The sequence below is a fragment of the Bifidobacterium sp. WCA-178-WT-4B genome, assembly GCF_009696495.1.
GTDB classification, from domain to species: domain Bacteria; phylum Actinomycetota; class Actinomycetes; order Actinomycetales; family Bifidobacteriaceae; genus Bifidobacterium; species Bifidobacterium infantis.
Genome location: NZ_VULV01000010.1, coordinates 69,141 through 95,752, shown reverse-complemented (window position 1 = coordinate 95,752; position 26,612 = coordinate 69,141). Strand labels below are relative to the sequence as shown.

The following is a 26,612-nucleotide window of genomic DNA, read 5'->3' as shown; positions in this document are numbered from 1 at the left end:
CCGAACTGCAGCGTCAGTGCCTCGAGGGCATGGCCGACTGGATGGACGTGAACTCGCCGAGTATCCATGATGTCGAACCGGTGCCGGGAGCCTCGCCTTCCGGAGAGGGGGACGGCGAGCCATGGGTTCGTTGGACCGGAGACGGCAAGAGCGTCTATGCCGTCGTCGATGCTGCGGGCAGGGTTCCGCTGCGCATCGCCGCCGATGCTGTGGACGCGGATTCCGCCGTGACGCTTGGCGGATCCGCAGTCGCCGTGGACGCCGACGGCGACGTGCTGACCGCCGATGTTCCGGCCTCGGAAGTGGCGGGGCCGCAGGTCGTGCACTTCGTCCGTCGCTGACGGATTGCGCTGAAGGTGCCGTATTCGATATACAGCTATATTATCGGATGCGGCACCTTGTCATATGCGCGCGTACAGGGTAGAAAATGGGCATCGTTCCTCCTTGGAAAGGTATCGAGGATTTCCCCTCCCGAAAACATAATTAGACAATATGTCTAATAAAAAATTATCCGTCCGGACGCAAGTTTTCAAGTCGTCGTCGGGCGTGCGATTCCGTTTCCTGGGACATGAAAAAACATTCACGGAGATCCCGGTTCAAACACTTCCTTCCCTGATCGCGGTCCATCATGGAAGCCGTCATGCGCGGCGACCACGGAAGGAAGAATCATGACGGCAAGCAAACCAACGAACGTCCTCGAAGGCAATCTCGCGTCGGAACCGAAATACCGGCAGGCCAATAGCGAGAAACAGGCGCGAATCGTATTCCGAGTCGTCCACAACGAACGATACTTCGACCGGCAATCGCAGCAATGGCTCGACGGCCGCAAGACCACGGTCGATGTCAGCTTCTACGGCCCAGCCGCCGACGGAATCGCCAAGAAGATGAATGACTATCCGGACATATTCGTCAAAGGCGCGAAGGTCATCGCATTCGGCGAAGTCGCGGAACCCGGCGCTTATCTGTCAGATGACGGTCAGCCACGCAGCCGCATGGCCATGCTTGGCCGGCGAATCGTCCCTGACCAGATCGCCAACGCGGAACGCGCGCTGAATGCCCAGCGAAAAGACGCGATGCAATGGATGACTGCCGCTCCGGCTGTAACTCCCGTCGCTCAGGCGGCTCCCGGCCAGACGTATGTGGGCGGCTTCGCGGCTCCGCTGATGTGACGCTGCGTCGCCAAAAGCCGAAATGCCGTCCGTTGTGGACGACTCGGAATACGATCCGCCGAAGAACAATAAAAGAGGTGAAGCCCGTATCTCGCAACCACTGAGATTCGAGGTCGCTTCGGCTGATTCCGGTGGCTTTCTGGGCATTGCATTCGGCTGGACATTCGACATCGCATCCTGCCGGCATTTCGTCGTGGGGCAAAGTGTACAATCGCCACGTTTGCTTTCGCGCCCAGCGTAAATCGCGTCGCCGGCTCCGCGAACGGATTTCCAATCACACAGAATGCCGTGAACAGTCAGCCATGCCTGTTGCGCGGCGAAGAGAAAAGAAGAAGCAGTGGATTATCCTCTCTTTACCAAGCTGGCCGCCGAGTTCTTCGGCACCGCCATTCTGATGATCTTCGGCAACGGCTCCGTGGCCAACGTCGAGCTCAAGAACACCAAGGGCCACCACGCCGGCTGGCTGAACATCGCCATGGGCTATGGCTTCGGCGTCATGTTCCCGGTGCTCATGTTCGGTGGCGTATCCGGCGCTCATATCAACCCGGCCATGACCCTTGCTCAGGCCATCAACGGCCTGTTCCCCTGGAATGAAGTGCTGCCGTATATCGTCGCCCAGCTGCTCGGCGCCCTGCTTGGCCAGCTCATCGTCTACATCACTTACTACCCGCACTACCAGGAGACCGAGGACGCCGAGGCGATTCTGGGCACCTTCTGCACCACTGACGCGGACAACAAGAAGGTCAACTACTTCCTCAACGAGATGTTCGGCACGCTCGTGCTGGTGTTCGGCGCACTGTGCTGCCTGACGCTGCCGTGGGGCAAGGCCGACGACGCCGCATCCTCCATCGTGGTCGGCTTCATTGTGTGGGGCCTCGTGACCTCCATGGGTGGCCCGACCGGCCCTGGCCTGAACCCGGCCCGTGATCTCATGCCGCGACTGCTGCACGCCATCCTGCCGATTCCGAACAAGGGTACGTCCCGCTGGGGCGAAGCCTGGATCCCGGTTGTGGCCCCGATTGTCGGTGCCATTATCGGTGTCTGGCTGTACGTGTTCTTCTTCGCCAGCTGATTCGTTGATTGATTCATGCACGCAAATGGCCTCCGCTCGTTTTGGGCGGAGGCCATTGTCGTTGAATCAGGTAAACGCAGAGACTACTGCTCCAGGAACACCTGCGGGGCCTTCATGAAGTTCGTGGCGCAGTGTTCGCCGCAGAAGTAATAGGGCTTGCCCTCATACTCGCGCGTGATCGCGTCGGCATTCACCGCCACGGTCATGCCGCACACCGGGTCGGTGGCGGTTTCGCCGTCGGTCGGGGTGACGTGGTGCATGTGCATTCCCATATCCATAGTGTTCTCCTTGTTGGTTGGATTATTGGATTGGTCGGATACGTGATTGGTTGGATTCAGCGTGGTGCGATCGTCGATGATGATGGTCGGCTCGTGAGGCGCGTTGGATGTGGTGGAGCCGGTGATGTTGGCGGCGTTGGCTGATTCGGCCGATCCGGCTGATTCGATATCCGCCGTGCTGTTGCCCGAGCCAGCGGTGCTATCGGCAGCACCCACGTTGATATTCGCCCCATGCAGCCTGTTCGCGTTCAGCACCAGGCACACCGAGCTCAACGCCATCGCCAGACCCGCGATCATCGGGCTCAACAGCCAGCCGGTGAACGGGTAGAGTGCGCCGGCGGCCACCGGAATGCCGATGACGTTGTAGCCGAACGCCCACCCCAGATTCTCGCGGATGTTGCGCATCGTGGCGTTGGACAGGTTGATGGTCTTGATGACGCCGCGCAAGTCGCCGCTCATCAAGGTCACGTCCGCCGACTGCATCGCCACGTCCGTGCCGGTGCCGATGGCGATGCCGAGATCCGCCTGGGCCAGCGCGGGGGCGTCGTTGATGCCGTCGCCCACCATCGCAATCAGAGTGCGGGATTGCGCGGCCGTGCGGGAGGCGCCATCCGCGGACTTGGCGGCGGCCTCGTCGCGTTCGCGCTGCAGTTTGGCGATCCAGTAGGCCTTGCCGTCCGGCTTGACCTCGCAGATCACCGTGTCGATGCCGACTTCGCGGGCGATGCGCCCGGCTACCTCGGCCTTGTCGCCCGATAGCATCACCGTGCGGATGCCGCGTGCGCGCAACGCCGCGATGGCCTCGCGCGAGCCTTCCTTGACTGTGTCCTGCTCGTAGCTCGGCTTGTCCCAGTCGGCGGCCGCGTCCACCACGCCGCGCGTGATGGTGCCGGTCTTGTCGAACACCACGGTGCCGATGCGACGCGCCTGTTCCAGCGCCTTGGCGCTGGTGACCAGCACGCCGTTGGTGGCGCCCAAGCCCAGTGAGACCGTCACCGACAGCGGCGTGGCCAGTCCCAGCGCGCACGGGCAGGCGATGATCAGCACGCTGACCGCGGTGACCAGCGCATGCGCCAGTTGCGGCACCGGGCCCAGTGACACCCAGATGGCGAACGTCCAGATGGCGATGATCATCACCGCCGGCACGAAATACCGGGCGATCTTATCGGCCAGCTGCTGCACCGGCGCCTTGGTCGCCTGGGCGCGGGCCACCATCGCCGCGATCTGCGAGAGTACCGTGTCCGCGCCGACTTGGGTGGCGCGCATCACGCAGTCGCCCTTGAGCAGCACGGTGGCCCCGGTTACCGGATCGCCGACGGTTTTGGAAACCGGCTTGGATTCGCCGGTGATCATCGATTCGTCGATATGCGCCTCGCCGGCCACGATGATGCCGTCTGTGGGCACGCGCTCGCCGTTCTTGATGACCAGCAGGTCGCCGGTGGCGATGGCGTCGATGTCGGTGTCCGTGAAATACGCCGGATTGCGCCATTCGATGCCGTCCACATTGTCTGCGGAAGTGGCGTTGAGTTTGTGCGCGGTGCGCGGGCGCAGTTTGATGAGCGACTGCACCGCCTTGCCGGTGCCTTCGCGGGCCTTGGTTTCCAGAAGGCGGCCGACCAGCACCAAGGTGATGACCACGCCAACCGATTCGAAATACGGTTCGCGCGAGCCTTCCGGGAACACCCACGGGGCGATGCAGGTCACCAGCGAATACAGGTAGGCGGCCGAAGTGCCCAGTGAGACCAGCGAGTTCATGTCGGGGGAGTGATGCGCCAACGCGGGGAAGCCGACCGTGTGGATCGGACGCCCGCAGTAGAACATCACCGGCGTGATCAGGATGGCCTGCAACCACGGGTTCACCATCCAATGCGGCACCAGCGTGGGATTGGCCATATGCAGCATGGTGACGGCGAATACCGGCAACGTCAGTACTGCGCCCACAATCACCAGCTTCGTCAGCGCCTTGATCTCATTGGCGCGTTCAGCCGCCTCTCGCCGATCGGCCTCCGCCGCATCCACGGTGGTAGGTGCCGTATACGAAGCATCAGGATGAGGAAGGGGCGTGTTCTCATCCGAGCCGTCCTCTCCCTCAACCTTCAACATCCCATGCACCATATTCATGCCGCACGCAAACGGATACTCGCCCGGCGGCAACGCCGGCAGTTCCACGTCGGTGGTGGCGTTGCCCGGCAGCATGGCGTCAAGTCCCAGATCAGCAAACACCACATGCGAGGTGCATTCGCCGGTCTCCTGCCGGTCGAAGGCTAGTGTGATCGGCGTACCCGCACGCATGCTCACCACGGCGGGGGAGTACCCGCCCTTGACGGTGATTGTTGCGGATTGGCGTTCGCCGGAAGCGTCCATGGCCCCGGCCGTTGCCTTCTGCGTTCCGAAGAAGAATCGCAGGACCAGCCATGTCAATGCGGCCGCCACTATCAGCGCCGCGATGGTCGAGAAAATGCTGAACTCCATAACTGTTCCTTCCCACTCCTGATGTACTGAACAACAGTGTATACCCTATACCCCTAGAGGGTATATAATGGGGTGTGTTCAGCTGACGGATAAGTATCAGGGGGTTTGCGATGCATGGTTATGACGAGGACAAGGCCAAGGTCATCGCACGATTACGCCGTATCGAAGGGCAGGTGCGCGCCGTCACGCAGATGGTGGAGGATGACAAATACTGCATCGATATTCTGACGCAGATTTCGGCGTCGAATTCGGCGCTGAAATCCGTGGCGTTATTGCTGCTGGACGATCATCTCAACCATTGCGTGCGGCAGGCGTCGGTCCAGGGCGGCGAGGTGGCCGATGGAAAACTTGCGGAGGCTTCCGCGGCCATTGCGCGTCTCGTCAAATCGTGACGAGTTCTGCCGCATGATGACGCGCGCTGGCAAATCATGAAAGGCCGTCTGGCGCTCGGATACGACACAGCATAATAACGGTTGATGCTCGACTGTGATAAGGCCAAGCGTCCAATGTGGGCTGCTGAGCGTCCGTTTAACGGCTTGAAATCGTCGAGTTCGGTAAAAATTTACCGTCATTCACCATCGATGACATACTGGGTACCATGTTTGAGCAAATAGGAACCGTGATTATCGTCATCGTCGTGCTAGTGGTTGGTGCAGGGCTTGGCCTCTTCGCCGGCTTCGTGCTGGGGCGCCATAAGGGTCAGGAGATGGCTCGAGGCGTCAAAAGCGAGGAGCTGGAGGAGGCCAAGACCTCGCTGGAGAATGCGCGATTCGAGAATGCTGAGCTCAGTGCTCGCAATGCTGCCGCACAGGCTCAGATTGAAGGCGTGAACCAGCAATTGGCTTTCGCCAAGTCACAACTTGCCCAGGCGCAGCAGGCTGAGCAGATTCGCATTCAGCAGGAACGTGAGCGTGCGGCTGCGGAGGCGGAACGGAAGCGTCAGGCGGATGCTCGGGACGCCGAGGCCAAGCGTGCTGAACAGGAAGCACGTTTGAAAGAACAGAGCAAGGTGCTCGAGGCGCTTGCGCCAGTGGCCAAAAATCTTGATACCTTGCAGAACAAGGTCACGCAGATCGAAGAGGGCCGCAAGAGGGAAATGGGCGCATTGGGAGCCCAACTCAAGGGGCTCAACGACCAGCAGGCCCGTTTGGACAAGGAGACCAGCTCCCTGTCCGCCGCATTGCGCAACAACAAGGTGCGTGGCGCGTGGGGCGAGGCCCAGCTCAAGAACATTGTCGAATCCGCCGGATTGCTGGAACATGTCGATTTCGATACCCAGGTGGTGGTCACGGATGCCGATGGGCGTACGTTGCGCCCGGATATGATCGTGCATCTGCCGGGAGGCAAGACCATTCCGATTGATGCCAAAGTGCCTTATGCCGATTACCAGCGTGCCTGCGAAATCCCGGACACCGCCAGCCCCGAGGATATTGCCCGCCGCGATGATTTGCTGCGGTCCCATGCCAAGGCGTTGCGCGAGCATGTACGTGCTCTCGGCGAAAAGGCCTATTGGAATGCCTTTGATGTGGCACCCGATTTTGTGGTGGCCTTCATCCCCAATGAGGCACTATTGCAGGCCGCGCTCGAAGCCGATCCCACACTGATGGATGATGCGTTCTCTCGCAAAGTGGCGCTCACCTCGCCGGTCACGCTGTGGGCCGTGCTGAAATCCGTCGCCTATGCCTGGCAGCAGCAGTCGCTCACCGATGACGCCAAGCAGCTGTTCGATCTGTCCCGAGAACTGTACGAACGGTTCTCCACGTTGGGTGATTATGCCATCAAATTGGGCACCCAGATTACTAAGACGGTCAGCGCCTACAACAAGTTCGCGTCCAGCTTGGAACGCCGTGTGTTGCCCACCGCTCGCAAGCTGCAAAAAATCGAACCGACCAAGATCATCGAGGAAGTACCGATCATCGAATCAGATAAAGGCAATGTGAGCGAACTGTCCGCCCCTGAAGTGGTGCCGGCCGATGAGGGTGATACTCATCTGACTGCCTCAGGCGATAGTCTGGAGTCATGACTGAATCTGGATTCCGCCCCACTGGTACCCCGGACCTCGCCGTCGCGAAGAGCCATAATGACTTTGCCATGCTGGAGCCGCGTGAGCAGCTAGCCACCTTGCTGAGGGAGCATGTGGTGGGCCGTCCGTTCTCCGAACTTGCCGCGGTGACTTTCGACCACCATGCCGCCACCGTCATGGGCCATGTGCTGATTGACGCTTTGGAAGATGCGGGCTATTCGGTTGATGACTTCGATGCTGTTGGTGCCTTGACCGCAGCATCTGTGCCCATGGTGTCCGCCATGATCCAGGCCGCCTCCTCTCGTGGCGAGGACCTGGATGGATTCGTGATGGACTTCGTCTACCCGTCCATCAAGGGCCCCTCCATCGAAGGCCGCCGTGTGGTGCTGTTGGATGCTTGGCTGTCCGAAAAGTCGTACGTGCAGACCAGCTCGCTGGTCACCCTGCGCAACGGCAATGAGCTGAGCCTCGACTTTGGCATAGTGGAGCAGCTGGGTGCCAAGGTCGTGGCCATCGCCTCGCTCGTCGGTGGCGGTGCCAAAGACATCAATGTGGTCAACCCCTCCACCGGCGACGAGCAAACGCTCCCCTTCATCCAGGTCTTCGACGAATCCGAACTGCGGTAAATCCACCTTTGACTTCCCTCGCATAAAGTCAGCCGGGCTGAGCAGCGAAGCTGACTAAGAGGAACCGGTGAATAGCGTTATCGAGGAGAAAGATTGCACGCACCCAACCAGATTTCTTTGGCTGCCAAGGCTTCAGGTGAACCGGAATTCCGTGAAATCGGCCTTGGGCCGTGGTCTGAGACCCATCCCGGCGAGCCTCGTCCTGACGATCCGACTTCTCCGAATTATGACGGTCGTTTCGACTCGGTGCTGTTGAACGACGGCGACCGCCGCAACGTATTGGACCGTTACCGCTACTGGACCGTCGCTGCCATTAAGGCCGATCTTGACGCTCGAGGGCGTCACGACTTCGAAGTTGCGGTGGAAAACTGGACCCACGATTTCAACATCGGTTCCATGGTCCGCACCGCCAACGCCTTCCAGGCCCGTAGGGTGCACATCGTCGGCCCGCACAAGTGGAATCGCAAGGGAGCGTTGATGACCGAACTGTACCAGCACGTCGAACACCACCCCTCCATCGCCGAACTGGTGGAAAGCTGGCATCATCGCATCGCCGGTGAAATCGCCTATGAACGAGCCAAGGCCGGTGCCGCCGCCATCCATGCGCATGATGTGGCTGTGGATGGAAACAACAAGCACCTTCATGAGCTGCTGGCCGAAATCGATGCTTGTGATGCGCGCATCAAGGAGCTTCAAGCCGCCCGCGTCATCGCCCTCGACATTATTCCCGGCGCAGTGCCGATGGAAGCCTATACCTTCCCCAAGCGGTGCCTGCTGCTCTTCGGTGCAGAAGGCCCCGGATTGAGCGACAAGTCTCTCGCATTGGCCGACGATGTGGTCTACATCTCTCAATTCGGTTCCGTGCGCTCCATTAATGCAGGCGCTGCGGCGGCCGTGGCCATGCACGCATGGATTGCCCAACACGCCGTATCAGGCGTGTAGCCATGCATCGACAATCCCGCCGCATCTGCCCAATATGGGCCACATTAGAGGCATGATCTACGCCACCAAATCCATCGCCGCGGCATTAATTCGCATTTGCCGCCGGCATCGTCGGCATCCTGCTCACCGCAGGCATCAGCAGCTCCGCGCAGTCCACACTGGCCGAAGCCGTTAAACCGGACTACTGGATTCCCGAATGGTGGCAGTCCGGCCTGATTCTCATCGCCTGGGCTGCCGCCGCATGGATCGGCGGTCTCATCATCACCGGAAAAGCGGATATCAGATATCAAATAACGCGGGTTACTGCTTTGGCAGTTCTGCCGGTTCGGCCATGGTCCTGGCAGTTTGTCATGGCTATGGCTTTGGCGGTTCTGCAGTGACCATGGTTCTGGTGACTCTGACCCCATGGATTTGACCACCGTGGTTCACTGCGCTTAACCAGCTCCCATCACTGTTCCAGCATGAGGTATGCCGGCTGCCCGCAGCTTATTGAGTAAAGGATGTTGTTGCATCACCTCCTCATAGGTGAATCGGACAATGGTGTCGACTTTGGCCCGGTACAGTGCCGTCTCCCGTTCTTTCTCCGCCTGAACTGCACCACGAACACCCTTGCGGTCATTCATATCCGGGTTCACATATTTTTCATAGCCATCGAATTCGCCCACGATAAGCCGATTCTCAGGTAGCCGCCAGAGGAAATCCACGCGATACAGAGCACCGGTTTGCGGGTCGGTGATGTTTTGTTGCAGTTCTGGGGCTAATAGGCCGCCTGCGATGATGGTGCCTCGTCCAAGTGACTCGCCACCATTCTCACTCGCCGGATTGGCATAATGCAGTAGGCGGAATATCGGCGTGCAATCACGTCGCATAGTGCTGCACACATTCAGAATGTCCGTGATGGCGACGCCGTTGCGCAGCGCCGAATCGATAATGGGCAGTGCAAATCGGAAGTCGACGGACAGCCCGCAATCCACCACCGTTCTGGCTTTGCTGGTCACCGGGAGTCCATTGGCATATTCTGGCGTGCTGCTTGACGTGAAGATGCGTTTGACCTTTGCACTGCTGGCGTTGGGGCCTCGTGATGTTGTGGCGAGAGTGATGGTGCCAGCATGAAGATGCCATTGGTGTTCAAAATCGTGGATGGCCGCTGCCGTGACCCCGGCGAACACCCAATCCGGATGTCTGTTATGAAGAGTTCGTGCAATATGTCTGATACGTTCGTCGGGTTGCAGCGAATCCCAGTATTCCGAAGCGGCGTACATGTTGGGGAATACACGTTTGAGTTCGCGCGCCTGCACGCGCCGAGCCAGCGCCGAGCGGTGTGCCTTGGTTGTTCCATAAGCGCACTGTTGCGTTGCTTCAGCCTTCGTGATGAGTATGTCCACTGCTTTGTGATGTTTCATGATTCGACGGTATGCCAATGGTGAACACGGTGTCTATCTGTCTGGGGTTATGTGGTTCTAACTTCGGTGCCTAGATGTGTGTTTTTGCCTGATTATCAGGCATCTGACCGTATTGGACTGATTATGTGGATTCTTTTGGGTGGGTATGCAAAATGTGGATAACTGGCGAGGTGCGCAGGGCGATTGTCGTTCATATGTTCGATGTAGGTGTGTTTGGGCTCATTGTGAGCTTATTAGGGTGGCCATGCAGATACTTCAGTGGGGCACATTTGCGGTTGGGCCGTGGCGTTGCCTCGCTGCGGGGCGTCTCAGCGGGGCGTTTTATTGGTTGGACCGCGGTTTTGTTTTGCTGGGATGGCTGAGCGGGGCGTTTCATCGGTCAGCTCGCGGTTTTGCTCTGCTGCGAGTCGTCTCAGTAAGGTGAACTTGCGGTCCGGCAACGGTTTTGCCCCGCCGAAGAAGCCAGCAGCGGGGCAAATGCTCGACCGGCTTGAGCTTCTGATTCGCTGAAGGGCTCCAGTAGGCGGGAAAATGAGGATTCCCGACAACTGCGTGTCACATACGGCTCATATAGTTATGGCCATGCCAACATTTTCACGCGAAGAAATCGTGCATTTGGGCGATCTGGCCCGAATCGCGCTCACCGATGAGGAAATCACCCGTCTGCAGGGCGAACTGAACGTCATCGCAGACTCCATCAACAAGGTCCAGGAAGTCGCCTCCGACGATGTGCCGCCGACCGCCAACCCGGTTCCGCTGGAAGCCTACCTGCGCCCGGACGTCGCCGAAACCCCGCTCACGCAGGAAGAGGCGCTCGCCGGTGGCCCGAAGACCGAGGCCGGCATGTTCGTGGCACCGCGAATCCTGGGAAGCGAGGAGTAATCGATGAGCAACGAAACCGCAACTCTTGTCAAACTGTCTGCTGCCGAGCAGGCCGCTGCCATCAAGAAGGGCGACGTCACCTCTCGCGAGCTCGTCGAAGCCCACCTCAAGGTGATCGAAGCCGCTGAGCCGTCTATCAAGGCCTTCCTGAAGGTTTCCGGCGATGTGGCTCTCGAGCAGGCCGACGCCTTCGACGCCAAGTCCGCCGAAGACAAGGCCGCCCTGCCTGAGCTGGCTGGTGTGCCGATCGCCATCAAGGACATGATCGTCACCAAGGGCATCGAAACCACCGCCGCCTCCAAGATCCTTGAAGGCTGGGTGCCGCCGTACGACGCCACCGTCATTGAAAAGCTCAAGGCCGCCGGCATGCCGATTCTCGGCAAGACGAACCTCGACGAATTCGCCCAGGGCTCCTCCACCGAACATTCCGCCTACCAAACCACCCACAACCCGTGGGATACCGAGCGCGTGCCCGGCGGTTCCGGTGGTGGCTCCGCCTCCGCGGTCGCCGCATTCGAAGCCCCGCTCGCCCTCGGCACCGACACCGGCGGTTCGATCCGTCAGCCCGGCGCCCTGACCGGCACCGTGGGCGTCAAACCCACCTACGGCGGCGTTTCCCGCTACGGTGCCATCGCCATGGCCTCCTCCCTTGACCAGATCGGCCCGGTCTCCCGCACCGTGCTCGACTCCGCCCTGCTGCAGGAGATCATCGGTGGCCACGACAAGCGCGACTCCACCTCCATCCCCGAAGGCCCGCGTCCGATGGTCGCCGCCGCCCGCGAAGGCGCCAAGCGCGATCTGAAGGGCATGAAGGTCGGCCTCATCAAGGAACTCGGCGGCGAGGGCTTCCAGCCCGGCGTCGAGGCCCGTTTCGGCGAGGCCGTCGACAAGCTCAAGGACATGGGCGCCGAAGTCGTTGAGGTCTCCTGCCCGCACATCGGATACTCGCTGGGCGCCTACTACATCATCATGCCGTCCGAGGTCAGCTCCAACCTGGCCCGTTATGATGGCATGCGCTACGGTCTGCGCGTCATGCCGCCGGCCGGCGTGCCCCAGACCGCCGCCAACATGATGGCCTACACCCGTGAGGCCGGCTTCGGCGACGAGGTCAAGCGCCGCATCATCCTCGGCACCTACGCCCTGTCCGCCGGCTACTATGATGCCTGGTACGGCTCGGCCCAAAAGGTCCGCACGCTCATCATCGAGGACTTCAAGAAGGCCTTCGAACAGGTCGATGTGCTGATCTCGCCCACCAGCCCGTCCACCGCCTTCAAGTTCGGCGAGAAGATGGACGATCCGCTGGCCATGTACGTCAACGACATCGCCACGATTCCGGCCAACCTCGCCGGCGTGCCTGCCATGTCCATCCCGGCCGGCCTGTCCGACGACGGTCTGCCCGTCGGCTTCCAGTTCATCGCCCCGCAGCAGCGCGACGAAGTCATGTACAAGCCGGCTGCGGCCCTCGAAGCAGCGCTGGAGGACGGCTGGAACGGCCCGATCTGGAACGACCTCAAGACCCCATGGCTTGACGGTCTGGGCAAGTGAGCATCGGAAGGAAAGAAACAACATCATGGCTGAAAAACTGATGAAGTACGCCGATGCCACCAAGAAGTACGATGTGGTCTTCGGTCTGGAAACCCACGTGGAGCTGTCCACGAACACCAAGCTGTTCTGCCCGGCCCACATCGAGTTCGGCGGCGAGCCGAACACCGAACTGACTCCGGTGAGCCTCGGCCTGCCGGGCAGTCTGCCGGTGATCAACAAGACCGCGGTCGATTACGCCATCAAACTGGGTCTCGCCCTGCACTGCGAAATCGCCGAGTGGAGCCAGTTCGCCCGCAAGAACTACTTCTACCCGGACATGCCGCGCGACTATCAGATCTCGCAGTACGACAAGCCCACCAACGGCAATGGCTACCTGGACGTCGAGCTGGAAGACGGCACTGTGTTCCGTGTGCCGATCGAGCGCGCCCACATCGAAGACGACGCCGGCAAGAACACCCACGTGGGTGGTGCCGACGGCCGTATCGAAGGCGCCGACCACTCGCTGGTCGACTACAACCGCGCCGGTGTGCCGCTGATCGAGATCGTCACCAAGCCGATCGAGGGTGCGGGCGACCGTGCTCCCGAAATCGCCGGTGCCTATGTGCGCGCCATCCGCGACATCGTGCGTGCGCTGAACATCTCCCACGCTCGTATGGAGCAGGGCAACATGCGCGCCGACGTGAACGTCTCGCTGCGTCCAAGCCCGGATGCCCCCTACGGCACCCGTTCCGAGACCAAGAACGTGAACTCGTTCCGCGGCATCGAGAAGACCATCCAGTACGAGATTCGCCGTCAGGCCGCTCGTCTGGACGACGGCAAGGAGATTCTGCAGGAGACCCGCCACTGGGATGAGGCTACGCAGACCACCGCTGGCGGCCGTCTGAAGTCCGATGCCGACGACTACCGCTACTTCCCGGACCCCGACCTCGTCATGCTCCACATCACCAAGGAGCACATCGAGGAGATGAAGGCCCAGATGCCGGAAATGCCGCGCGAGCGCCGCAACCGCCTCAAGTCCGAGTGGGGCCTGAGTGATCTGCAGATGCGCGACATCCTCAACGCCGACGCCCTCGACCTGATTGAGGAAACCGTCAAGGTCGGTGCCAAGGCGGCCGGTGCGCGCAAGTGGTGGCTGGGCGAGCTTTCCCGCGAAGCCAACGCCAAGGGTGTGTCCCTCGAAGAGCTGCCGATCACCCCGGCCGACGTGGCCGAAGTCGAGAAGCTCATCGCCTCCGGCAAGCTCAACGACAAGCTCGCCAAGCAGACCGTCGAAGGCGTGCTCAAGGGCGAAGGCACCCCGGATGAGGTCGTCAAGAAGCACGACTACAAGATCGTCGAAGACAACGGTGCCATCGAGGCGGCCGTCGACGCGGCGTTCGAAGCCAACCCGGATGTCGTCGAGAAGCTCAAGAGCGGCAACATGAAACCGATGGGCGTGATCATCGGTGCCGTGATGAAGGCCACGCGCGGTCAGGCCGATGCCAAGGCCGTCACCAAGGTCGTCATGGGCAAGATCAAGGGCTGATTCGATTCACTGGCTCCCGCTGGCGGGAGCTGTCGAACGGAGTAAGACTGAGGGTAGTCGCCATGGTCGGATGACCACCCTCAGTCCGCTTCGCGGACAGCTCCCGCCAGTGGGAGCACTTATTTGTAGGGAAATCCTCCAGTTCAAATTCGTTAGACAGCTCCTGCCAGCGGGAGCCTTTATTGATTCTGTAAGAAAGTCGACTCAGAGCATTTCCAGCGTTCACCCAGTCGAGTAAGATATGCTCGGCACTGGACCGTGAGCCGAAACAAGCCGAACCGGGGGATGTATACCGATGACCACAACCAACGAGACGCTGAGCATGGCTACCGAAGTGCAACTGAAGCGCGATCTGCCACAGAGCATCGTCATTCCGCCAATTCGTGGCGAAATGGTGCACCTGCGCCCCGCCACCGCCGAGGACCTGCCTCGTTTGGATGAACTAGATGCCTTCTATGGCGCATCCAAGATCACCGGCAAGGATGCGGTCACCGAACGCGCCATTGTACACACGTGGGTCCGCCGCTCCCAAGCCTGGGAAGCCGGTCAGGCGCCCGCCGAATCCGGCGTGGGCGACCCGGAATCTCGCCGCACCATCGCATGGGCTGTATTGACTGACGCCGACCATGACGATGACGGTCAGCTCGATGCGGCCAGCACCGATAACGTCATCGGCATGATTTTCCTTATCGACATCGACGGCTGGTCCAAGTCCGCCCGCATCCAGATCATCTTGGGCCGTGAATACCGTGGCCGCGGCTACTCCCGTGACGCCATGCCGCGTGTGATGACTTACGGCTTTGCGCCCGAACCGGCCGGCCTGGGCATGCACCGCATCTGGGTGAGCGTGCCGGAAAAGAACAGCCGTTCGATTTCGGTCTACCAGTCGCTTGGATTCGTGCCGTCCGGCACCTCGCGCGACGCGTTGTGGGATGTCGAAAACAACAAATATCAGGACCTTATCGTCATGGACACGTTGGTCGACGAGTACGATCCGATTCGTTCGCTTGACGCTTTTGGCATGCACTTGATTGAGGACAATCCGGGTGTCAAGGAGGCGTTGTCCGCGCGCGAGCATTCCATCGCCATCCAGCAGAACAAGCCGGAACCCGAGCCGGCACAGCGTGGTGACGCAGCCGCCGTCACGACGAGTGACGTGCAGTCTCAGGCCCAGACGCCGGCGGCCGCACAGCCAGTCGAGCCACAGGCCGGGCACCACGACGATACGCAGAAGAACGCGCGCCACAGTCTCGAAGAGGAAAGCAACTGGCCGTACGATCAGGCAGAACGCAAGCCCTCAAAGGAAGCATGGTGGCGTACGCTGGGCCGCGGCCGCAAACGCGATACGGAAAGTGAGTGAGTAAACAAGCATGAGTGCCGAGGATCTCGACAATTACGAAACCGACGCCGAACTCGCGCTGTATAGGGAATACCGTGACGTCATCAAGCTGTTCACCTATGTGGTGGAGACTGAGCGTCGCTTCTACTTGGCGAATAAGGTCGATTTCAACGTGCGTTCCGCTGGCCAGGACGTGTATTTCGATGTGCAGCTGACTGACGCATGGGTATGGGATGTCTACCGTTCCAGCCGTTTCGTCAAGTCCGTGCGCATCGTGACGTTCAAGGACGTGAACGTCGAGGAAGTCCAGAAAACCGATATCGACATCCCCGACGACATCCACTGAGCCGGTGCCGCGTCACGGCAGTCGCCTATTCACCGATTATGCGACCACGGTTTGCCGGGACGTCACTTGATACGTGTGTCGTGTTCGATTCATGCTCATACCATACTCATGGCGCGCTCGGGTCACGGGCCCGTCTTTTTTCGTTGATGAGATGAGAGTGAATAATCGATGTCAACACGAGTGATGAAGAGGATAGTCGGTTCCGTCGCATGCCTCGCCGCGTCTGCCATGTTGTTGCCGGGAACAATCCGGCCGGCTCAGGCTCTGGAGGCCGACGGCCGGTACTACAGCAGCAAACAGCCGTATGTGGCCCCGAATGACGCGACCGCGTCGTCCTATAGCAAGGCTCCGAAAGGATACGGACCGATTTATACCGAAAGCATGGCCCGTCACGGATCACGTGGCCTGTCCAGCTACAAGTACGATGCGTTGCTGATGAGGATGGCCGAGACCGCCGCTCGGGATGGCGGGTTCAAGTCGGAGGCCATCAAAGCCGAGTTCGTGAAAAACCTGAGCGGCATCACCGCGGCCAATGTCGAGAACGGCTATGGCATGCTGACCGGTCAGGGCGCACAGCAGCATTACGGTATCGGAGAACGTGCGTACCAGCGTAATCGGTCGCTGTTCGATCAGGTCGCAGTGGAGGGCGGGACGATTGCCTACCAGTCCTCCGGCGAAGCGCGTGCCACTGAGTCCGGCGAGAACTTCGAGAAAGGTTTCAACGAGGCTTCGGGAGGCAGGCTCATCGGCAATGTCAGCGCGCCGACGAATCCCGCCGATTCCGGCAATGGCAAGGATTTCCAGAAGAATCCCGACACCCTGTACTTCCACAAGGTGCAGAATCCCGATGGCACAAGCAAGGTGACGGGTACCAAGGCATACGACATCGCGAACAACTACCAGAATTTCGTTGCCAATGATGCGACCATCGCCGGTGCTGAGAAGACCATAGGTGACAACGTCGACGTCAAACGGGCCTCACATGACCTGTTGTCCCAGATTTTCACCGAAGAATTCCTCGCCAAACTCGAGAATGGCGAATATAAGTGGTACAACACCACGGACGGCACCAAGAAAGGCGGCAAGAACTGCGCGCCAGGTGCCGATGCGTCCAAAGATCCCGACGCATGCGGCGAAGTCTCCAAGAAGATCAAGAGTGAGTATGACGCCGCGATGAATTTGTACAACCTGTACATCATCGCCGCCGACATGCACAATGAGAACACCGGTGACCACACCTTCGCCTTCGGCCAGTATTTCCAGGGAGCATATGCGGATGATGCCAGACTGTTCGCATGGGCGCTTGATGCCGAGGACTTTTATGAGAAGGGGCCGAGCTACGCCGGTCAGAACGAGACCTATTCCATCGCGCAGCCTCTGTTGGATGATTTCCTCAATACCATTGATGCGCGGGTGAGTGGAGGATCCACTGTGGCGACGTTCCGGTTCGCCCATGCGGAAACCATGATGCCGTTTGCCGCATTGCTGGGATTGCCGGGCTCCACGCAGCAGGCACCGGCCTCCACCACGGACGTGTACACTTACGGCAACAATGAGTGGCGTGGCGAATCGGTGACGCCGATGGCCGCGAATGTGCAATGGGATGTGTACGCCAGGAAGGGTGAGGACCCCGCCACCGAACAACGGTACACGCCCATCGTGCGCATGTTGTACAACGAAAACGAGGTTCCGTTCCGTTCCGAATGCACGCCGGTCGCCGATGGTTCGACATGGTACAAGCTGACCGAACTGAAAAGCTGTCTGGCCGCCGATCATAAGACGCTCGGTCAGGATGCCCGCATCGCGGAACAGGCCGATGCGACCCCGTCGCCGCAGCCATCCGGCAAGCCCGCGACCGATCCCGATGCGGCGACGCATGGCGCCGGCAAGGGAACCGGTGCCGGTCAGACATCATCCACCACGAATGCCCGTCCGGCGTCGCTGGCACGTACCGGAAGTTCGGTCACGGTGTTTGTCGTGCTGACGGTCGGATTGATGCTGATCGGCGTCTCGCTGAATGTGTGGCGTATGCGTCGCTGATGCCGACTGTCCGCTCATAATCATCCGGCGCCGTCTTCCACATGAAGTGAAGGACGGCGCCGCCTATTCGGCGCGAATGAAAGCCGCATGTAGGGCACGGGTCGAACCTTCGCGCGACAAAGCCGCACGCCGGGACCATGCACGATTGCAAGCATCGTCTTCCCTACCTTCGGGTAGACTGCTTGAGATCTTGTTTTATAAGGAGACCTCAAAGTGACGCAAAAGCAATCCGTGGTGATTATCGGCGGCGGTCCGGCTGGACTGACCGCCGCATGGGAACTCGTCAAGGACGGCGGCGCGGAAAACTATGACGTGACCGTGCTGGAAGCGACCCGCGAATTCGGCGGTATCTCGCGCACCGTGAAGCACAACGGCAACCGTATGGATATCGGCGGCCACCGTTTCTTCTCCAAAGACGAACGCATCATGGATTGGTGGAAGACCGTTCTGCCGTTGCAGGGCGCACCCTCCTATGATGACAAGAAGCTCGGCCGCGACCACGACATGGAGCCGGGAGGCCCTGATCCGGAGACGGAGGACAAGGTGATGCTCAAGCGCCACCGCGTGTCCCGTATCTTCTGGAACCGCCACTTCTTCGATTACCCGATTTCGCTGAGCCCCAACACGTTGAAGGCCATGGGCTTCAAGCTCACCATGGTGGCCGGTTTCAGCTACCTGAAGTCCATGTTCCACAAGCTGCCGGAAGACAACCTGGAGAACTTCTACATCAACCGTTTCGGCCGCAAGCTGTATTCGATGTTCTTCGAGGGCTACACGGAGAAGCTGTGGGGCCGCCACCCCTCCCAGATCTCCGCCGACTGGGGTGCCCAGCGCGTCAAGGGCCTGTCCATCATGGGCGTGCTCAAGAACGCCTTCCAGAAGCTTAGCCCTAGGAAGCGCTCCAACGCGGAGGTCGAGACCTCGCTGATCGAGGAGTTCTGGTATCCGAAGTACGGTCCCGGCCAGCTGTGGGAGACCGTCGAGTCCAATTGCGAGGCCGCCGGCGTCAAGGTGCTGACCGACGCCAGGGTGGTCGAGGTCCGCCAGACCGATGGTGCCGTGTCTTCCGTGGTGTACGAGGATTCCGAAGGCAACCGCACCGAGCTTTCCGGCGACCAGTTCATCTCCTCGATGCCGGTCAAGGACCTGGTCAACGCCATCGACGCGGCCGGCGACGATCCCGAGGCCGCTGATTCCAAGCCCGCCCCGGCCGATATGACCGAGGTGGCCAACGGCCTGCCGTACCGCGACTTCGTGACCGTGGGCCTGCTGGTCAAGCACCTGAAGCTCAAGAACACCACCAACATCCCCACCCTCGGCAATCCGCCGATCGTGCCGGACTGCTGGATCTACGTGCAGGACCCGGGCTACAAGGTCGGCCGTCTGCAGATCTTCAACAACTGGAGCCCGTATCTGGTCAAGGACGTGGACGACACCGTGTGGGTCGGCCTCGAGTACTTCTGCGAGGAGGGCGACTCGTTCTGGAACATGAGCGAGGAGGACGTCACCAAGTTCGCGATCTCCGAGCTCACCCGCATGCGTGTGATCAACGGTCCGGACGAGGTCATCGACTCCCATCGTGAGCGCGTCAGGAAGGCGTACCCCGCCTACTTCGACACCTATGAGCACATGAACGAGCTCATCGAGTACCTCGACGGCTTCGGCAACCTGTACTGCGTGGGCCGTAACGGCCAGCACCGCTACAACAACATGGACCACTCCATGGCCACCGCCATGGAGGCCGTCGGCAACATCAAGACCGGCAAGACGTCCAAGAAGAACGTGTGGTCCGTCAACACCGAAAAGTCCTACCACGAAAAAAAGTGAGTAAACCTTGTTGAGCTCCCTCGTCACAGAGGGAGTTTTTTTTGGTTTTCGGCGGGCCGTTTTGCGTTGGTCGAGTTGGCGTTGTACAGTAAACGAAGTTCGCGAAGACTCAGAGACGCAGCGAACATTCATGAGCGGTGCGACCGCAATAATCACTCTTAACGCCTGGATAGGCATGGGCCTGTTCGGTATGGAAAGGGCAACCAGTGGCAAATAGCCAGAATCTTGAGGATATGAAGCTGCCTGAGCTCAAAGAGCTCGCTAAACAGATGGGCCTGCGCGGCACGTCAACCATGCGCAAGCCCGAGCTGCGCGCCACCCTGCAGGCGGCGCGCAATGGTGGAGAGCCGCCGGCCGGTGTGACCGTGCGCGCCCCCAAGGCCGCCAAAACCGCCAAGGTCGTCAAGGCTCCGCAGCCCGATGCCGCTGAGGCCAGCACCACAGACAATGCTGACGCGGCCACCCAGTCGCTGGCTCCAGCTCCGGCTGCCACGGAACCGCAGCTCGATTTGCCGCTTCCCGTGGCCGACGATGCCAAGAAGGACGAGACCGAACCGCGACGCACCCGTCATAAGGCCGCCGATGATGCCGCATTCGAACCGCGTGCGGCCCGTCGTCGTCGCGATGACGACCAGTCCGATTTCGCTCGCCGCAAGCCGCGCAAGAAGGCCGATGAGGCCGGCGATCTGCTGGCCACGCTCGATTTGGGAGATGCAGCGCCTACCGAGCGTCGCCGCGAGCGCCATGAGGACGTGGAAGTTCCTCTGATTCGCCGAGTCCGTGATGATGAGGACGAGCAGCCTCGCCGCCGCCGTCGCACTGCGGAAAACAGCGAAGAAACCGTGCGTGACCTCGACGATATCCTGGCCACGCTGCCCACGCAGAAGCACGAGGAAACGTCCGAAGACGGCGAGCAAAACGACGATCACGAGTTTGTGCGTCGTAACCGCCGCGACCGTAGCGATCGTAACGATCGCGATAACCGTAATGATCGCAACGATCGCCGTAACCGCCGCATGCGTGGCCGTGATCGCGACAACGCCGATGATGATCGTCGCTATGATGATCGCGATAATCGTAGCGATCGCAATGACCGTGATAGCCGCCGCGAAGAGCCGCAGGAGGATCTGGTGCCGGTGGCCGGTATCGTCGACGTGCTCGACTCCTACGCTTTTGTGCGCACTTCCGGCTACCTGCCAGGCCCGAACGACGTGTACGTTTCCATGGGCCAGGTCAAGAAGTACGGCCTGCGCAAGGGCGATGCAGTCCATGGTTCGATTCGCGCCCCGCGCGAAGGCGACCGTCGCAACCAGCGCCAGAAGTTCGTGCCGCTGCAGGCCATCGATTCCATCAACGGCCAAAGCGTTGAAGAAGCGCTCAACCGTCCGCAGTTCTCCAAGCTCACGCCGCTGTACCCGCAGGAGCGTTTGAAGCAGGAGACCGCCCCGAACAAGCTCACCGGCCGTATCATGGACATCGTTTCCCCGATCGGCAAGGGCCAGCGTGGTCTGATTGTCTCCCCGCCGAAGGCCGGTAAGACCATCACCCTGCAGAACATCGCCAACTCCATCGCCGCCAACAACCCCGAGGTCCACCTTATGGTGGTGCTCGTGGACGAACGTCCCGAAGAGGTCACCGATATGGAGCGCACGGTCCAGGGCGAGGTCATTTCCTCCACCTTCGACCGTCCGGCCTCCGATCACACCACGGTTGCCGAACTGGCCATCGAACGCGCCAAGCGTCTTGTGGAGCTCGGCCAGGACGTGGTCGTACTGCTCGATTCCATGACCCGACTGGCTCGCGCCTACAACATCGCAGCCCCTGCCTCCGGCCGCATCCTGTCCGGTGGTGTGGACGCGCAGGCCCTCTACCCGCCGAAGAAGTTCTTCGGCGCCGCCCGCAACATCGAGAACGGCGGTTCCCTGACCATCATCTCCTCCGCGCTGGTGGAAACCGGCTCCAAGATGGACGAGGTGATTTTCGAGGAGTTCAAGGGCACCGGCAACATGGAACTGCGCCTGTCCCGCGAGCTGGCGGACAAGCGACTGTTCCCGGCCATCGACATCAACGCTTCCGGCACCCGCCGCGAGGAGCTCATCACCAACCCGCAGGAACTGCCGGTCATCTACCGTCTGCGTCGTCTGCTGGGCGGCATGGAGCCCGAGCAGGCCTACCAGACGCTGGTGCCGCGCCTCAAGAAGACCGCCACCAACCGCGATTTCCTGGCTGCCATCGTGCAGCAGCAGAGCGGAGCCGTGAACGGCAACTGAGGTTGCCGTTCAGGCAAACCCGGTGGGCTTGCCGACGGCGACGCCTGAGTGAGGCGGCAGCCGAACGAAGGTTGGATCGAGTCCGCGCGTAGCGTGGTCCGTTCTTGCTGGTGGAGCCGTGAACGGCAACTGAGGTTGCCGCTCGGAAGTCCGATGCCTTACCGATAATGATGCGATGATGGGGACCGCGGAGATTATTCCGCGGGCCCCATCGGCGTTTCCGGTGCGTCGATCACGCCACCGCCGGCGAGCTCTCCCGGTAGTGGATCGAGAAATCGACGTAACGCTGCTCGGCTGCGCCGCGCCCGCCGCCGGCCACTTGCTCCAGAATGGCGTCGACCGCGCATTGCGCGATCTGCTCCTTGCCAAGCTCGACGGAGGTCAGCGAGGGAATCGTGTATTGCGCCTCCTCGAGGTTGTCCATGCTGACCACGCGCAGGTCGTCCGGGATGCGCACGCCCATCTCGCGCAGTTGTCGCAACGCACCGAAGGCGAGCAGGTCGTTGTAGCACAGAAGGGCGTCGGCCTTGATGCCTTCCTCGAACATGCGACGCACGATTTCCGAACCGCTGCGTCTGGTGGCGATGCCCCGTCCCACATAGCCTGCGCCGCCGCTGGCATCGTCCTTGGCCTCCTCGTCGGTCTCCCAGGCGGGGATGGGCCTGATGAGCTTGGCATCCACTGGCACGCCGGCCTGTGCCAATGCTTCGAGATATCCCTGCGTACGCAGCGTTTCGGTTGAGGTCCGTCGTCGGTCGAGCGCGCCGCCGATCAGCGCGATGCGCCGGCAACCCGCGTCGAGCAGATGCTGGGTCAGCGCCTTGACCGCGTCGATGTTATGCACGAGGATATGGGGCGCGGGCACGTCAAACAGGCACTCGCCGAGCACGACGAGCGGATAGTCGCCGGCCAGGCGGGCGATGTCGCGGCGTTCCATGAGCAGGGGGCTCAGAATCAACCCGTCACTCATCTTGCGCGCCATGGCGGCGACGCTTTCCAACTCATGTCGCCGACTGAAGGCCGTGGATTCCACGGTTACGCCGTATCCGCGTCGCCGTGCCGCGGCAATCACGCGTTCGGCGAGCTCGGCGAAATATATCTGGGTGAGACTGGGAATGGCCAGGGATATCAGCCCGGTTCTCCCTGAGCGCAGGCTGCGTGCCCGTTCGTCGGTTACATATCCCAGCATCTCGATGGCCTGCCGGATGCGTTCGCGGGTAGTCTGCTTCATATACGGGTAATCGGAAAGATAGTTGGACACCGAGGTCACCGACACCCCGGCGAGCTGCGCGACGTCGCGCATGGTGGGGGTGGGTTTGTCGGCGACGGCCGATGTCGTTCTTTCACTCACAGGTGGCTCTTTTCTCGGGTGGGCGCCCACCGTCCGGCGGTGCGTTTCCTCCCATCATAACGACGGCCGTCCCGTTCTCCCGAAACGTCGAAGGGCTCCGTGTCCGATGCCGGAACGCATCGGACACGGAGCCCTCTCAGTCATTGTGTGGAGCGGATATCCTTACTTTGTCGCCGAGCCAGACGCGGCGGTCTCGGACACCAGATCGGCGGGTGCGGTCTGGTATCCCTCCGCGCCGCGTTCGACCAGGATGCGCTGGTATTCCTTGAACTCGGTCTCGGTGTAGTCGTACTTCGTCAGAATCAGCAGCTTGAGCAGCGCGCCCAGCGCCGGCAGGATCGAGATCACGATGAACAGGCCGTTCAGCGTGCCCGACGTCTGCGCGACGTTCGGCTGATAGCCGAGGAAAGTGAGCGTCAGACCGGTCGTGGCGCCGGCGAGGGCGATGGCCAGCTTGCTGGAGAAGGTCTGGCCGCCGAAGACCACGGCCTCCGCACGGTGCCCGGTCTTGACCTGGCTGTATTCGATGGTCTCGGCCAGCATGGCGGACAGGATCGGGTTGCTCATCGAGTACATGCACCAGGTGATGCCGATGAACACGAAGGTCAATGTCGTGTTCGAGTATCCGACGAAGTAGAAGACCACGCGGAAGGCGATCTCGGCGATGAGCAGCACGCGGACGAGGTTCACCTTCTTGTAGCGGCGGGTCAGCACCGGGATGAGCAGGAAGGTCAGCGCGCTGAAGGTGCCGATCAGGCCGAAGCCACTCATCAGCCCGGCGTTCGACATGTTGTAGGTGAAGAAGTAGATCATCATGTTGTTGACCATTTCCATGAAGAACTTCAGGAAGAAGATCACCAGGATCATCATCATGTACTTGTTCGCCTTGACGGCCTCGAACACCTGCTTGTAGGAGAGCTTCTCCGCCTTGTCGGAGGCGGCGATGCGCTCCTTGGTGAACAGGTAGCCGAACTCCATGATCACGAAGCCCGCGATCATGAGGATCGACACGGAGATCAGATAGCTCATCGACGGAGTGTTGTTCTGCTTGAACTGCGCGAGCATCACCGGCATGATGATGCCGGCCATGGCGATGCCGGCGGACACGCCGATGTTGGCGACGGTCACTAGGTCGGTGCGGGTCTGGCGGTCATGCGACATCACGGTGGACAGCGACCAGAACGGGATGTCGGAGAAGGCGTAGCAGGTGCCCCACAGGATGTAGGTGGCGCCGCAGAAGACGATCTTGCCGGCAACCGGGATGTCCGGGTCGATGAAGCAGGCGATCGTCGCGACGACCACGAAGATCGGGGCGATCTTCATCCACTTGCGGAACTTGCCTTGCTTGCTGGGCTTGCGGGAGTCCATGAACCCGGAGACCAGCGGGTCGAAGACGGCGTCCCACAGGCGGGCGACCAGGAAGATCGCGCTGGCGACCACCGAGGAGATGCCGACCACATCCGTGTAGTAGATCAGGATGAAGCTGCCGATGATGCCGTAGCTGAAGCACTGTCCGAATCCGTAGCAGAAATACGCCACGTATTCCTTGAGGCTCACTTTGTCCGCATTGCTGGATTTGACCGGTGCGGCTGCCGTTGCCGATGTCATATTGTTCCCTTTCTCTATTTATTGGTTCGATTGTGAAGGGTGGCCATATCCGCACCCATGTCGGCGCTCGTTCTCACACCTGCACGTAGCCGTAGGTGTGCTTGCTCAGCAACACCTCTCGTATGCGCTTGGGGTCGAATTTGTATTCGTGGTCGTGGTCGAGCAGGCCGTTGACCTCCTGTTCCACGTCGGAGGTCTGCGTGTAGCAGAAGCCAACGCAATAGTCGATGTCCATCACGGCCCGCGTCAGGGCCGCGATCTGATCAACGACCTTGTCGGGGTCGGTGATACGCTCACCGTAGCCCCACGAATCCTCGGTGTGACCGCCCGGCTCATAGGCCACGCCGCCGTATTCGGTGACCATCACCGGCACGCGCTGCTGTTCGTACCCCTGGCAGAACACGCGGCGGCCGCCCATCGGGGAGGGTGCTCCAGCCAACACTTCGTCGCGACGGCCCTGATAGGTCTCCAGCAGTTCGTCGGCATCGGCGTTGTAGTCGTGGATCGTGGCGATGTCGGTGCGCGTCTGCTCGTAGCCATCGTTGCCGATGACCAGGCGCGAGGGATCGAAGGCCTTCGCCTGATAATAGAGCGAGTTGACGAAGGTGCGCTCCTGCTCGCTGTGGGCGATGTCGAAGACGCCCCACGACTCGTTCATCAGCACATAGGCGAACACCGAGGGGTGGTTGACGTGCTTGCGCAGGTAGGCGGGCAGCTCGCGCTCCACATTGGCGATGAGCTCCGGGCCGAATTCGTAGGCGCTGGGCATCTCGGCCCAGACGATGAAACCGAGCTTGTCGCACAGGTAGAGCATGCGGTTGGACTCGAGCTTCTGATGGATGCGGTTGCCGTTGAAGCCCATGGCCTTCATCTTCTCGATGTCGGCGCGGAACTCGTCGGCGGTGCCCGTCAATCCTCCGCCCGGGTAATAGCCCTGGTTGAGCAGCAGCTTCATGTAGTACTTCTGGTCGTTGAGGAAGATCATCTTCCCGTCGCTGGTTACATCACGCAGACCGAAGTAGCTGGACACCTCGTCGGTGGTCTCGCCGCCGGAGCGCACGGTGAAGTCGATGTCGTAGAGGTCCGGCGTCGAGGGCGTCCATGGATGCGGTTCGGGGGACGGGTCGTAGTTGCGGATCTCGACGGAGAACCGGGCGCGCGCGTTGGTGAAGGAGACGGTGCCGTGCGTGACCGGCTTGCCTTCGAAGGTCACGTTGTAGTCGAGCTCCGCGTCGACGTTGACATTGAGCGAGGCATCCACGTCGAGGCGCGCTTGGTTGGCGTGCGGGGTCATCGTGAAGTCGGTCAGATGCACGTCGCCGGTCTCTTCGAGCCACACGCTCTGCCAGATGCCGATGGTGCGCGTGTACCAGCAGGCGAAGTTGCCGTCCTTCCATGCCTGCTTGCCGAGCGGTTGGTCGGTGCGGTTGAAATCGACGACCTTGACGACCAGTTCGTTTTCCTTGGCCGCGTAAGGCGTCACATCGAAGCGGAAGGGCGTGTGTCCGCCTTGGTGCGAGCCGACGTGTCGGCCGTTGAGCCACACGTCGCAGGCATAGTCGACGGCCTCGAAGTTGAGCAGGTATCGTTTGCCCGGGCGCATGTCGAGGTCGAAGGAGCGGCGGTACCACACGACGGGGTGATACTGCGGTTCGTTCACGCCGGACTTGGGGAAGGTGTAGCTGTAGGGCACCTCGATGGTGCGGTCGAATTCGGGGAAGGCCATCGAGGCCGCGGCTTGGAGGGTCTCGGGTGTGGACTCCATCGCGTTGTTGCCTTGGTTGCCGTTCTTGGTCCCGGCCGGTGCGCCGGGGATCGCGAAGTCCCAGGTGCCGTTGAGATCGACCCAGTTGCGTCGGACGCATTGGGGGTCGGGGTATTGGATTCGCTCCAT

At 60.8% G+C, this 26,612-nt stretch carries 19 protein-coding genes and 1 pseudogene; 15 read left to right on the top strand and 5 right to left on the bottom strand.

Going from position 1 to position 26,612, the window contains the following annotated elements; all coding sequences use genetic code 11:
- The 3 genes and pseudogenes from FYJ31_RS12485 to FYJ31_RS08285 all read left to right on the top strand — a co-directional run.
- Positions 1-341 (top strand): annotated as a pseudogene (locus tag FYJ31_RS12485) (alpha-L-fucosidase); the annotation flags it as partial.
- Positions 342-668: 327 nt separating this feature from the next.
- Positions 669-1,169 carry a single-stranded DNA-binding protein gene (locus FYJ31_RS08290; RefSeq protein ID WP_154536451.1) on the top strand — a complete coding sequence of 167 codons (501 nt, stop codon included), beginning with the start codon at positions 669-671 and terminating at the stop codon, positions 1,167-1,169.
- Between the two features lie 337 nt (positions 1,170-1,506).
- Complete coding sequence (locus FYJ31_RS08285) at positions 1,507-2,241, top strand: MIP/aquaporin family protein (protein WP_012576692.1); 735 nt, start codon at positions 1,507-1,509, stop codon at positions 2,239-2,241.
- An 83-nt stretch (positions 2,242-2,324) separates the two neighbouring features.
- Here FYJ31_RS08285 and FYJ31_RS08280 read toward each other — a convergent pair whose 3' ends face one another.
- Positions 2,325-4,991, bottom strand: coding sequence for an HAD-IC family P-type ATPase (locus FYJ31_RS08280; RefSeq protein ID WP_065472744.1), 2,667 nt, complete (start codon positions 4,989-4,991; stop codon positions 2,325-2,327).
- Between the two features lie 110 nt (positions 4,992-5,101).
- Here FYJ31_RS08280 and FYJ31_RS08275 point away from each other — a divergent pair, with 110 nt between their 5' ends.
- From FYJ31_RS08275 to FYJ31_RS08260, 4 genes are all read left to right on the top strand, one after another.
- A complete protein-coding gene (locus tag FYJ31_RS08275) occupies positions 5,102-5,383 on the top strand; it encodes a metal-sensitive transcriptional regulator (RefSeq protein ID WP_065472742.1) in 282 nt (93 codons plus the stop codon).
- A 206-nt stretch (positions 5,384-5,589) separates the two neighbouring features.
- Positions 5,590-7,014: a DNA recombination protein RmuC gene (gene rmuC / locus FYJ31_RS08270; RefSeq protein WP_060620498.1), complete on the top strand. Its 1,425-nt coding sequence runs from the start codon at positions 5,590-5,592 to the stop codon at positions 7,012-7,014.
- Positions 7,011-7,640 carry a phosphoribosyltransferase gene (locus FYJ31_RS08265; protein WP_012576696.1) on the top strand — a complete coding sequence of 210 codons (630 nt, stop codon included), beginning with the start codon at positions 7,011-7,013 and terminating at the stop codon, positions 7,638-7,640. The genes rmuC and FYJ31_RS08265 overlap by 4 nt, the downstream gene beginning before the upstream one ends.
- A gap of 93 nt (positions 7,641-7,733) precedes the next feature.
- Complete coding sequence (locus FYJ31_RS08260) at positions 7,734-8,582, top strand: TrmH family RNA methyltransferase (protein ID WP_154536450.1); 849 nt, start codon at positions 7,734-7,736, stop codon at positions 8,580-8,582.
- A gap of 434 nt (positions 8,583-9,016) precedes the next feature.
- Here the strand turns inward: FYJ31_RS08260 and FYJ31_RS08255 are convergent, their stop codons facing one another.
- A complete protein-coding gene (locus FYJ31_RS08255) occupies positions 9,017-9,985 on the bottom strand; it encodes a type IV toxin-antitoxin system AbiEi family antitoxin domain-containing protein (RefSeq protein ID WP_007051533.1) in 969 nt (322 codons plus the stop codon).
- A 582-nt stretch (positions 9,986-10,567) separates the two neighbouring features.
- Between FYJ31_RS08255 and gatC the strand changes: the two genes are divergently transcribed.
- The 8 genes from gatC to rho all read left to right on the top strand — a co-directional run bounded on the left by gatC (position 10,568) and on the right by rho (position 21,759).
- On the top strand, positions 10,568-10,867 hold the full coding sequence (gene gatC, locus FYJ31_RS08250) for an Asp-tRNA(Asn)/Glu-tRNA(Gln) amidotransferase subunit GatC (protein WP_011068473.1): 300 nt from the start codon (positions 10,568-10,570) through the stop codon (positions 10,865-10,867).
- 3 nt (positions 10,868-10,870) lie between these two features.
- Positions 10,871-12,412 (top strand): Asp-tRNA(Asn)/Glu-tRNA(Gln) amidotransferase subunit GatA, encoded by a 1,542-nt coding sequence (gene gatA / locus FYJ31_RS08245; protein WP_154536449.1) that lies wholly within the window; start codon positions 10,871-10,873, stop codon positions 12,410-12,412.
- A 25-nt stretch (positions 12,413-12,437) separates the two neighbouring features.
- On the top strand, positions 12,438-13,937 hold the full coding sequence (gatB, locus tag FYJ31_RS08240; RefSeq protein ID WP_154536448.1) for an Asp-tRNA(Asn)/Glu-tRNA(Gln) amidotransferase subunit GatB: 1,500 nt from the start codon (positions 12,438-12,440) through the stop codon (positions 13,935-13,937).
- Positions 13,938-14,232: 295 nt separating this feature from the next.
- A complete protein-coding gene (locus FYJ31_RS08235; protein ID WP_195839481.1) occupies positions 14,233-15,297 on the top strand; it encodes a GNAT family N-acetyltransferase in 1,065 nt (354 codons plus the stop codon).
- A gap of 10 nt (positions 15,298-15,307) precedes the next feature.
- The gene (locus FYJ31_RS08230) at positions 15,308-15,622 is read left to right on the top strand and encodes a DUF2469 domain-containing protein (protein ID WP_003828150.1); all 315 of its coding nucleotides are present in this window, start codon (positions 15,308-15,310) and stop codon (positions 15,620-15,622) included.
- Between the two features lie 168 nt (positions 15,623-15,790).
- Positions 15,791-17,662, top strand: a complete 1,872-nt coding sequence (locus FYJ31_RS08225) for a histidine-type phosphatase (RefSeq protein ID WP_144099619.1) — start codon at positions 15,791-15,793, stop codon at positions 17,660-17,662.
- Positions 17,663-17,875: 213 nt separating this feature from the next.
- On the top strand, positions 17,876-19,489 hold the full coding sequence (locus FYJ31_RS08220; RefSeq protein ID WP_065472737.1) for an NAD(P)/FAD-dependent oxidoreductase: 1,614 nt from the start codon (positions 17,876-17,878) through the stop codon (positions 19,487-19,489).
- Positions 19,490-19,695: 206 nt separating this feature from the next.
- Complete coding sequence (gene rho, locus FYJ31_RS08215; protein WP_143724281.1) at positions 19,696-21,759, top strand: transcription termination factor Rho; 2,064 nt, start codon at positions 19,696-19,698, stop codon at positions 21,757-21,759.
- A 232-nt stretch (positions 21,760-21,991) separates the two neighbouring features.
- Here the strand turns inward: rho and FYJ31_RS08210 are convergent, their stop codons facing one another.
- From FYJ31_RS08210 to FYJ31_RS08200, 3 genes are all read right to left on the bottom strand, one after another.
- Positions 21,992-23,110 carry a LacI family DNA-binding transcriptional regulator gene (locus tag FYJ31_RS08210; protein WP_143724282.1) on the bottom strand — a complete coding sequence of 373 codons (1,119 nt, stop codon included), beginning with the start codon at positions 23,108-23,110 and terminating at the stop codon, positions 21,992-21,994.
- Between the two features lie 162 nt (positions 23,111-23,272).
- Positions 23,273-24,718 carry an MFS transporter gene (locus FYJ31_RS08205; RefSeq protein WP_060620505.1) on the bottom strand — a complete coding sequence of 482 codons (1,446 nt, stop codon included), beginning with the start codon at positions 24,716-24,718 and terminating at the stop codon, positions 23,273-23,275.
- 73 nt (positions 24,719-24,791) lie between these two features.
- On the bottom strand, positions 24,792-26,612 hold the full coding sequence (locus tag FYJ31_RS08200; protein WP_143724283.1) for a glycoside hydrolase family 2 protein: 1,821 nt from the start codon (positions 26,610-26,612) through the stop codon (positions 24,792-24,794).

Coding starts and splice junctions, on each gene's coding strand:
- FYJ31_RS08235 (WP_195839481.1), top strand. CDS start 14,233: ATGACCACAACCAACGAGACGCTGAGCATGGCTACCGAAGTGCAACTG.
- FYJ31_RS08225 (WP_144099619.1), top strand. CDS start 15,791: ATGTCAACACGAGTGATGAAGAGGATAGTCGGTTCCGTCGCATGCCTC.
- gatB (WP_154536448.1), top strand. CDS start 12,438: ATGGCTGAAAAACTGATGAAGTACGCCGATGCCACCAAGAAGTACGAT.
- FYJ31_RS08280 (WP_065472744.1), bottom strand. CDS start 4,991: ATGGAGTTCAGCATTTTCTCGACCATCGCGGCGCTGATAGTGGCGGCC.
- FYJ31_RS08265 (WP_012576696.1), top strand. CDS start 7,011: ATGACTGAATCTGGATTCCGCCCCACTGGTACCCCGGACCTCGCCGTC.
- FYJ31_RS08275 (WP_065472742.1), top strand. CDS start 5,102: ATGCATGGTTATGACGAGGACAAGGCCAAGGTCATCGCACGATTACGC.
- gatA (WP_154536449.1), top strand. CDS start 10,871: ATGAGCAACGAAACCGCAACTCTTGTCAAACTGTCTGCTGCCGAGCAG.
- rmuC (WP_060620498.1), top strand. CDS start 5,590: ATGTTTGAGCAAATAGGAACCGTGATTATCGTCATCGTCGTGCTAGTG.
- FYJ31_RS08290 (WP_154536451.1), top strand. CDS start 669: ATGACGGCAAGCAAACCAACGAACGTCCTCGAAGGCAATCTCGCGTCG.
- FYJ31_RS08230 (WP_003828150.1), top strand. CDS start 15,308: ATGAGTGCCGAGGATCTCGACAATTACGAAACCGACGCCGAACTCGCG.
- FYJ31_RS08200 (WP_143724283.1), bottom strand. CDS start 26,612: ATGGAGCGAATCCAATACCCCGACCCCCAATGCGTCCGACGCAACTGG.
- FYJ31_RS08205 (WP_060620505.1), bottom strand. CDS start 24,718: ATGACATCGGCAACGGCAGCCGCACCGGTCAAATCCAGCAATGCGGAC.
- gatC (WP_011068473.1), top strand. CDS start 10,568: ATGCCAACATTTTCACGCGAAGAAATCGTGCATTTGGGCGATCTGGCC.
- FYJ31_RS08255 (WP_007051533.1), bottom strand. CDS start 9,985: ATGAAACATCACAAAGCAGTGGACATACTCATCACGAAGGCTGAAGCA.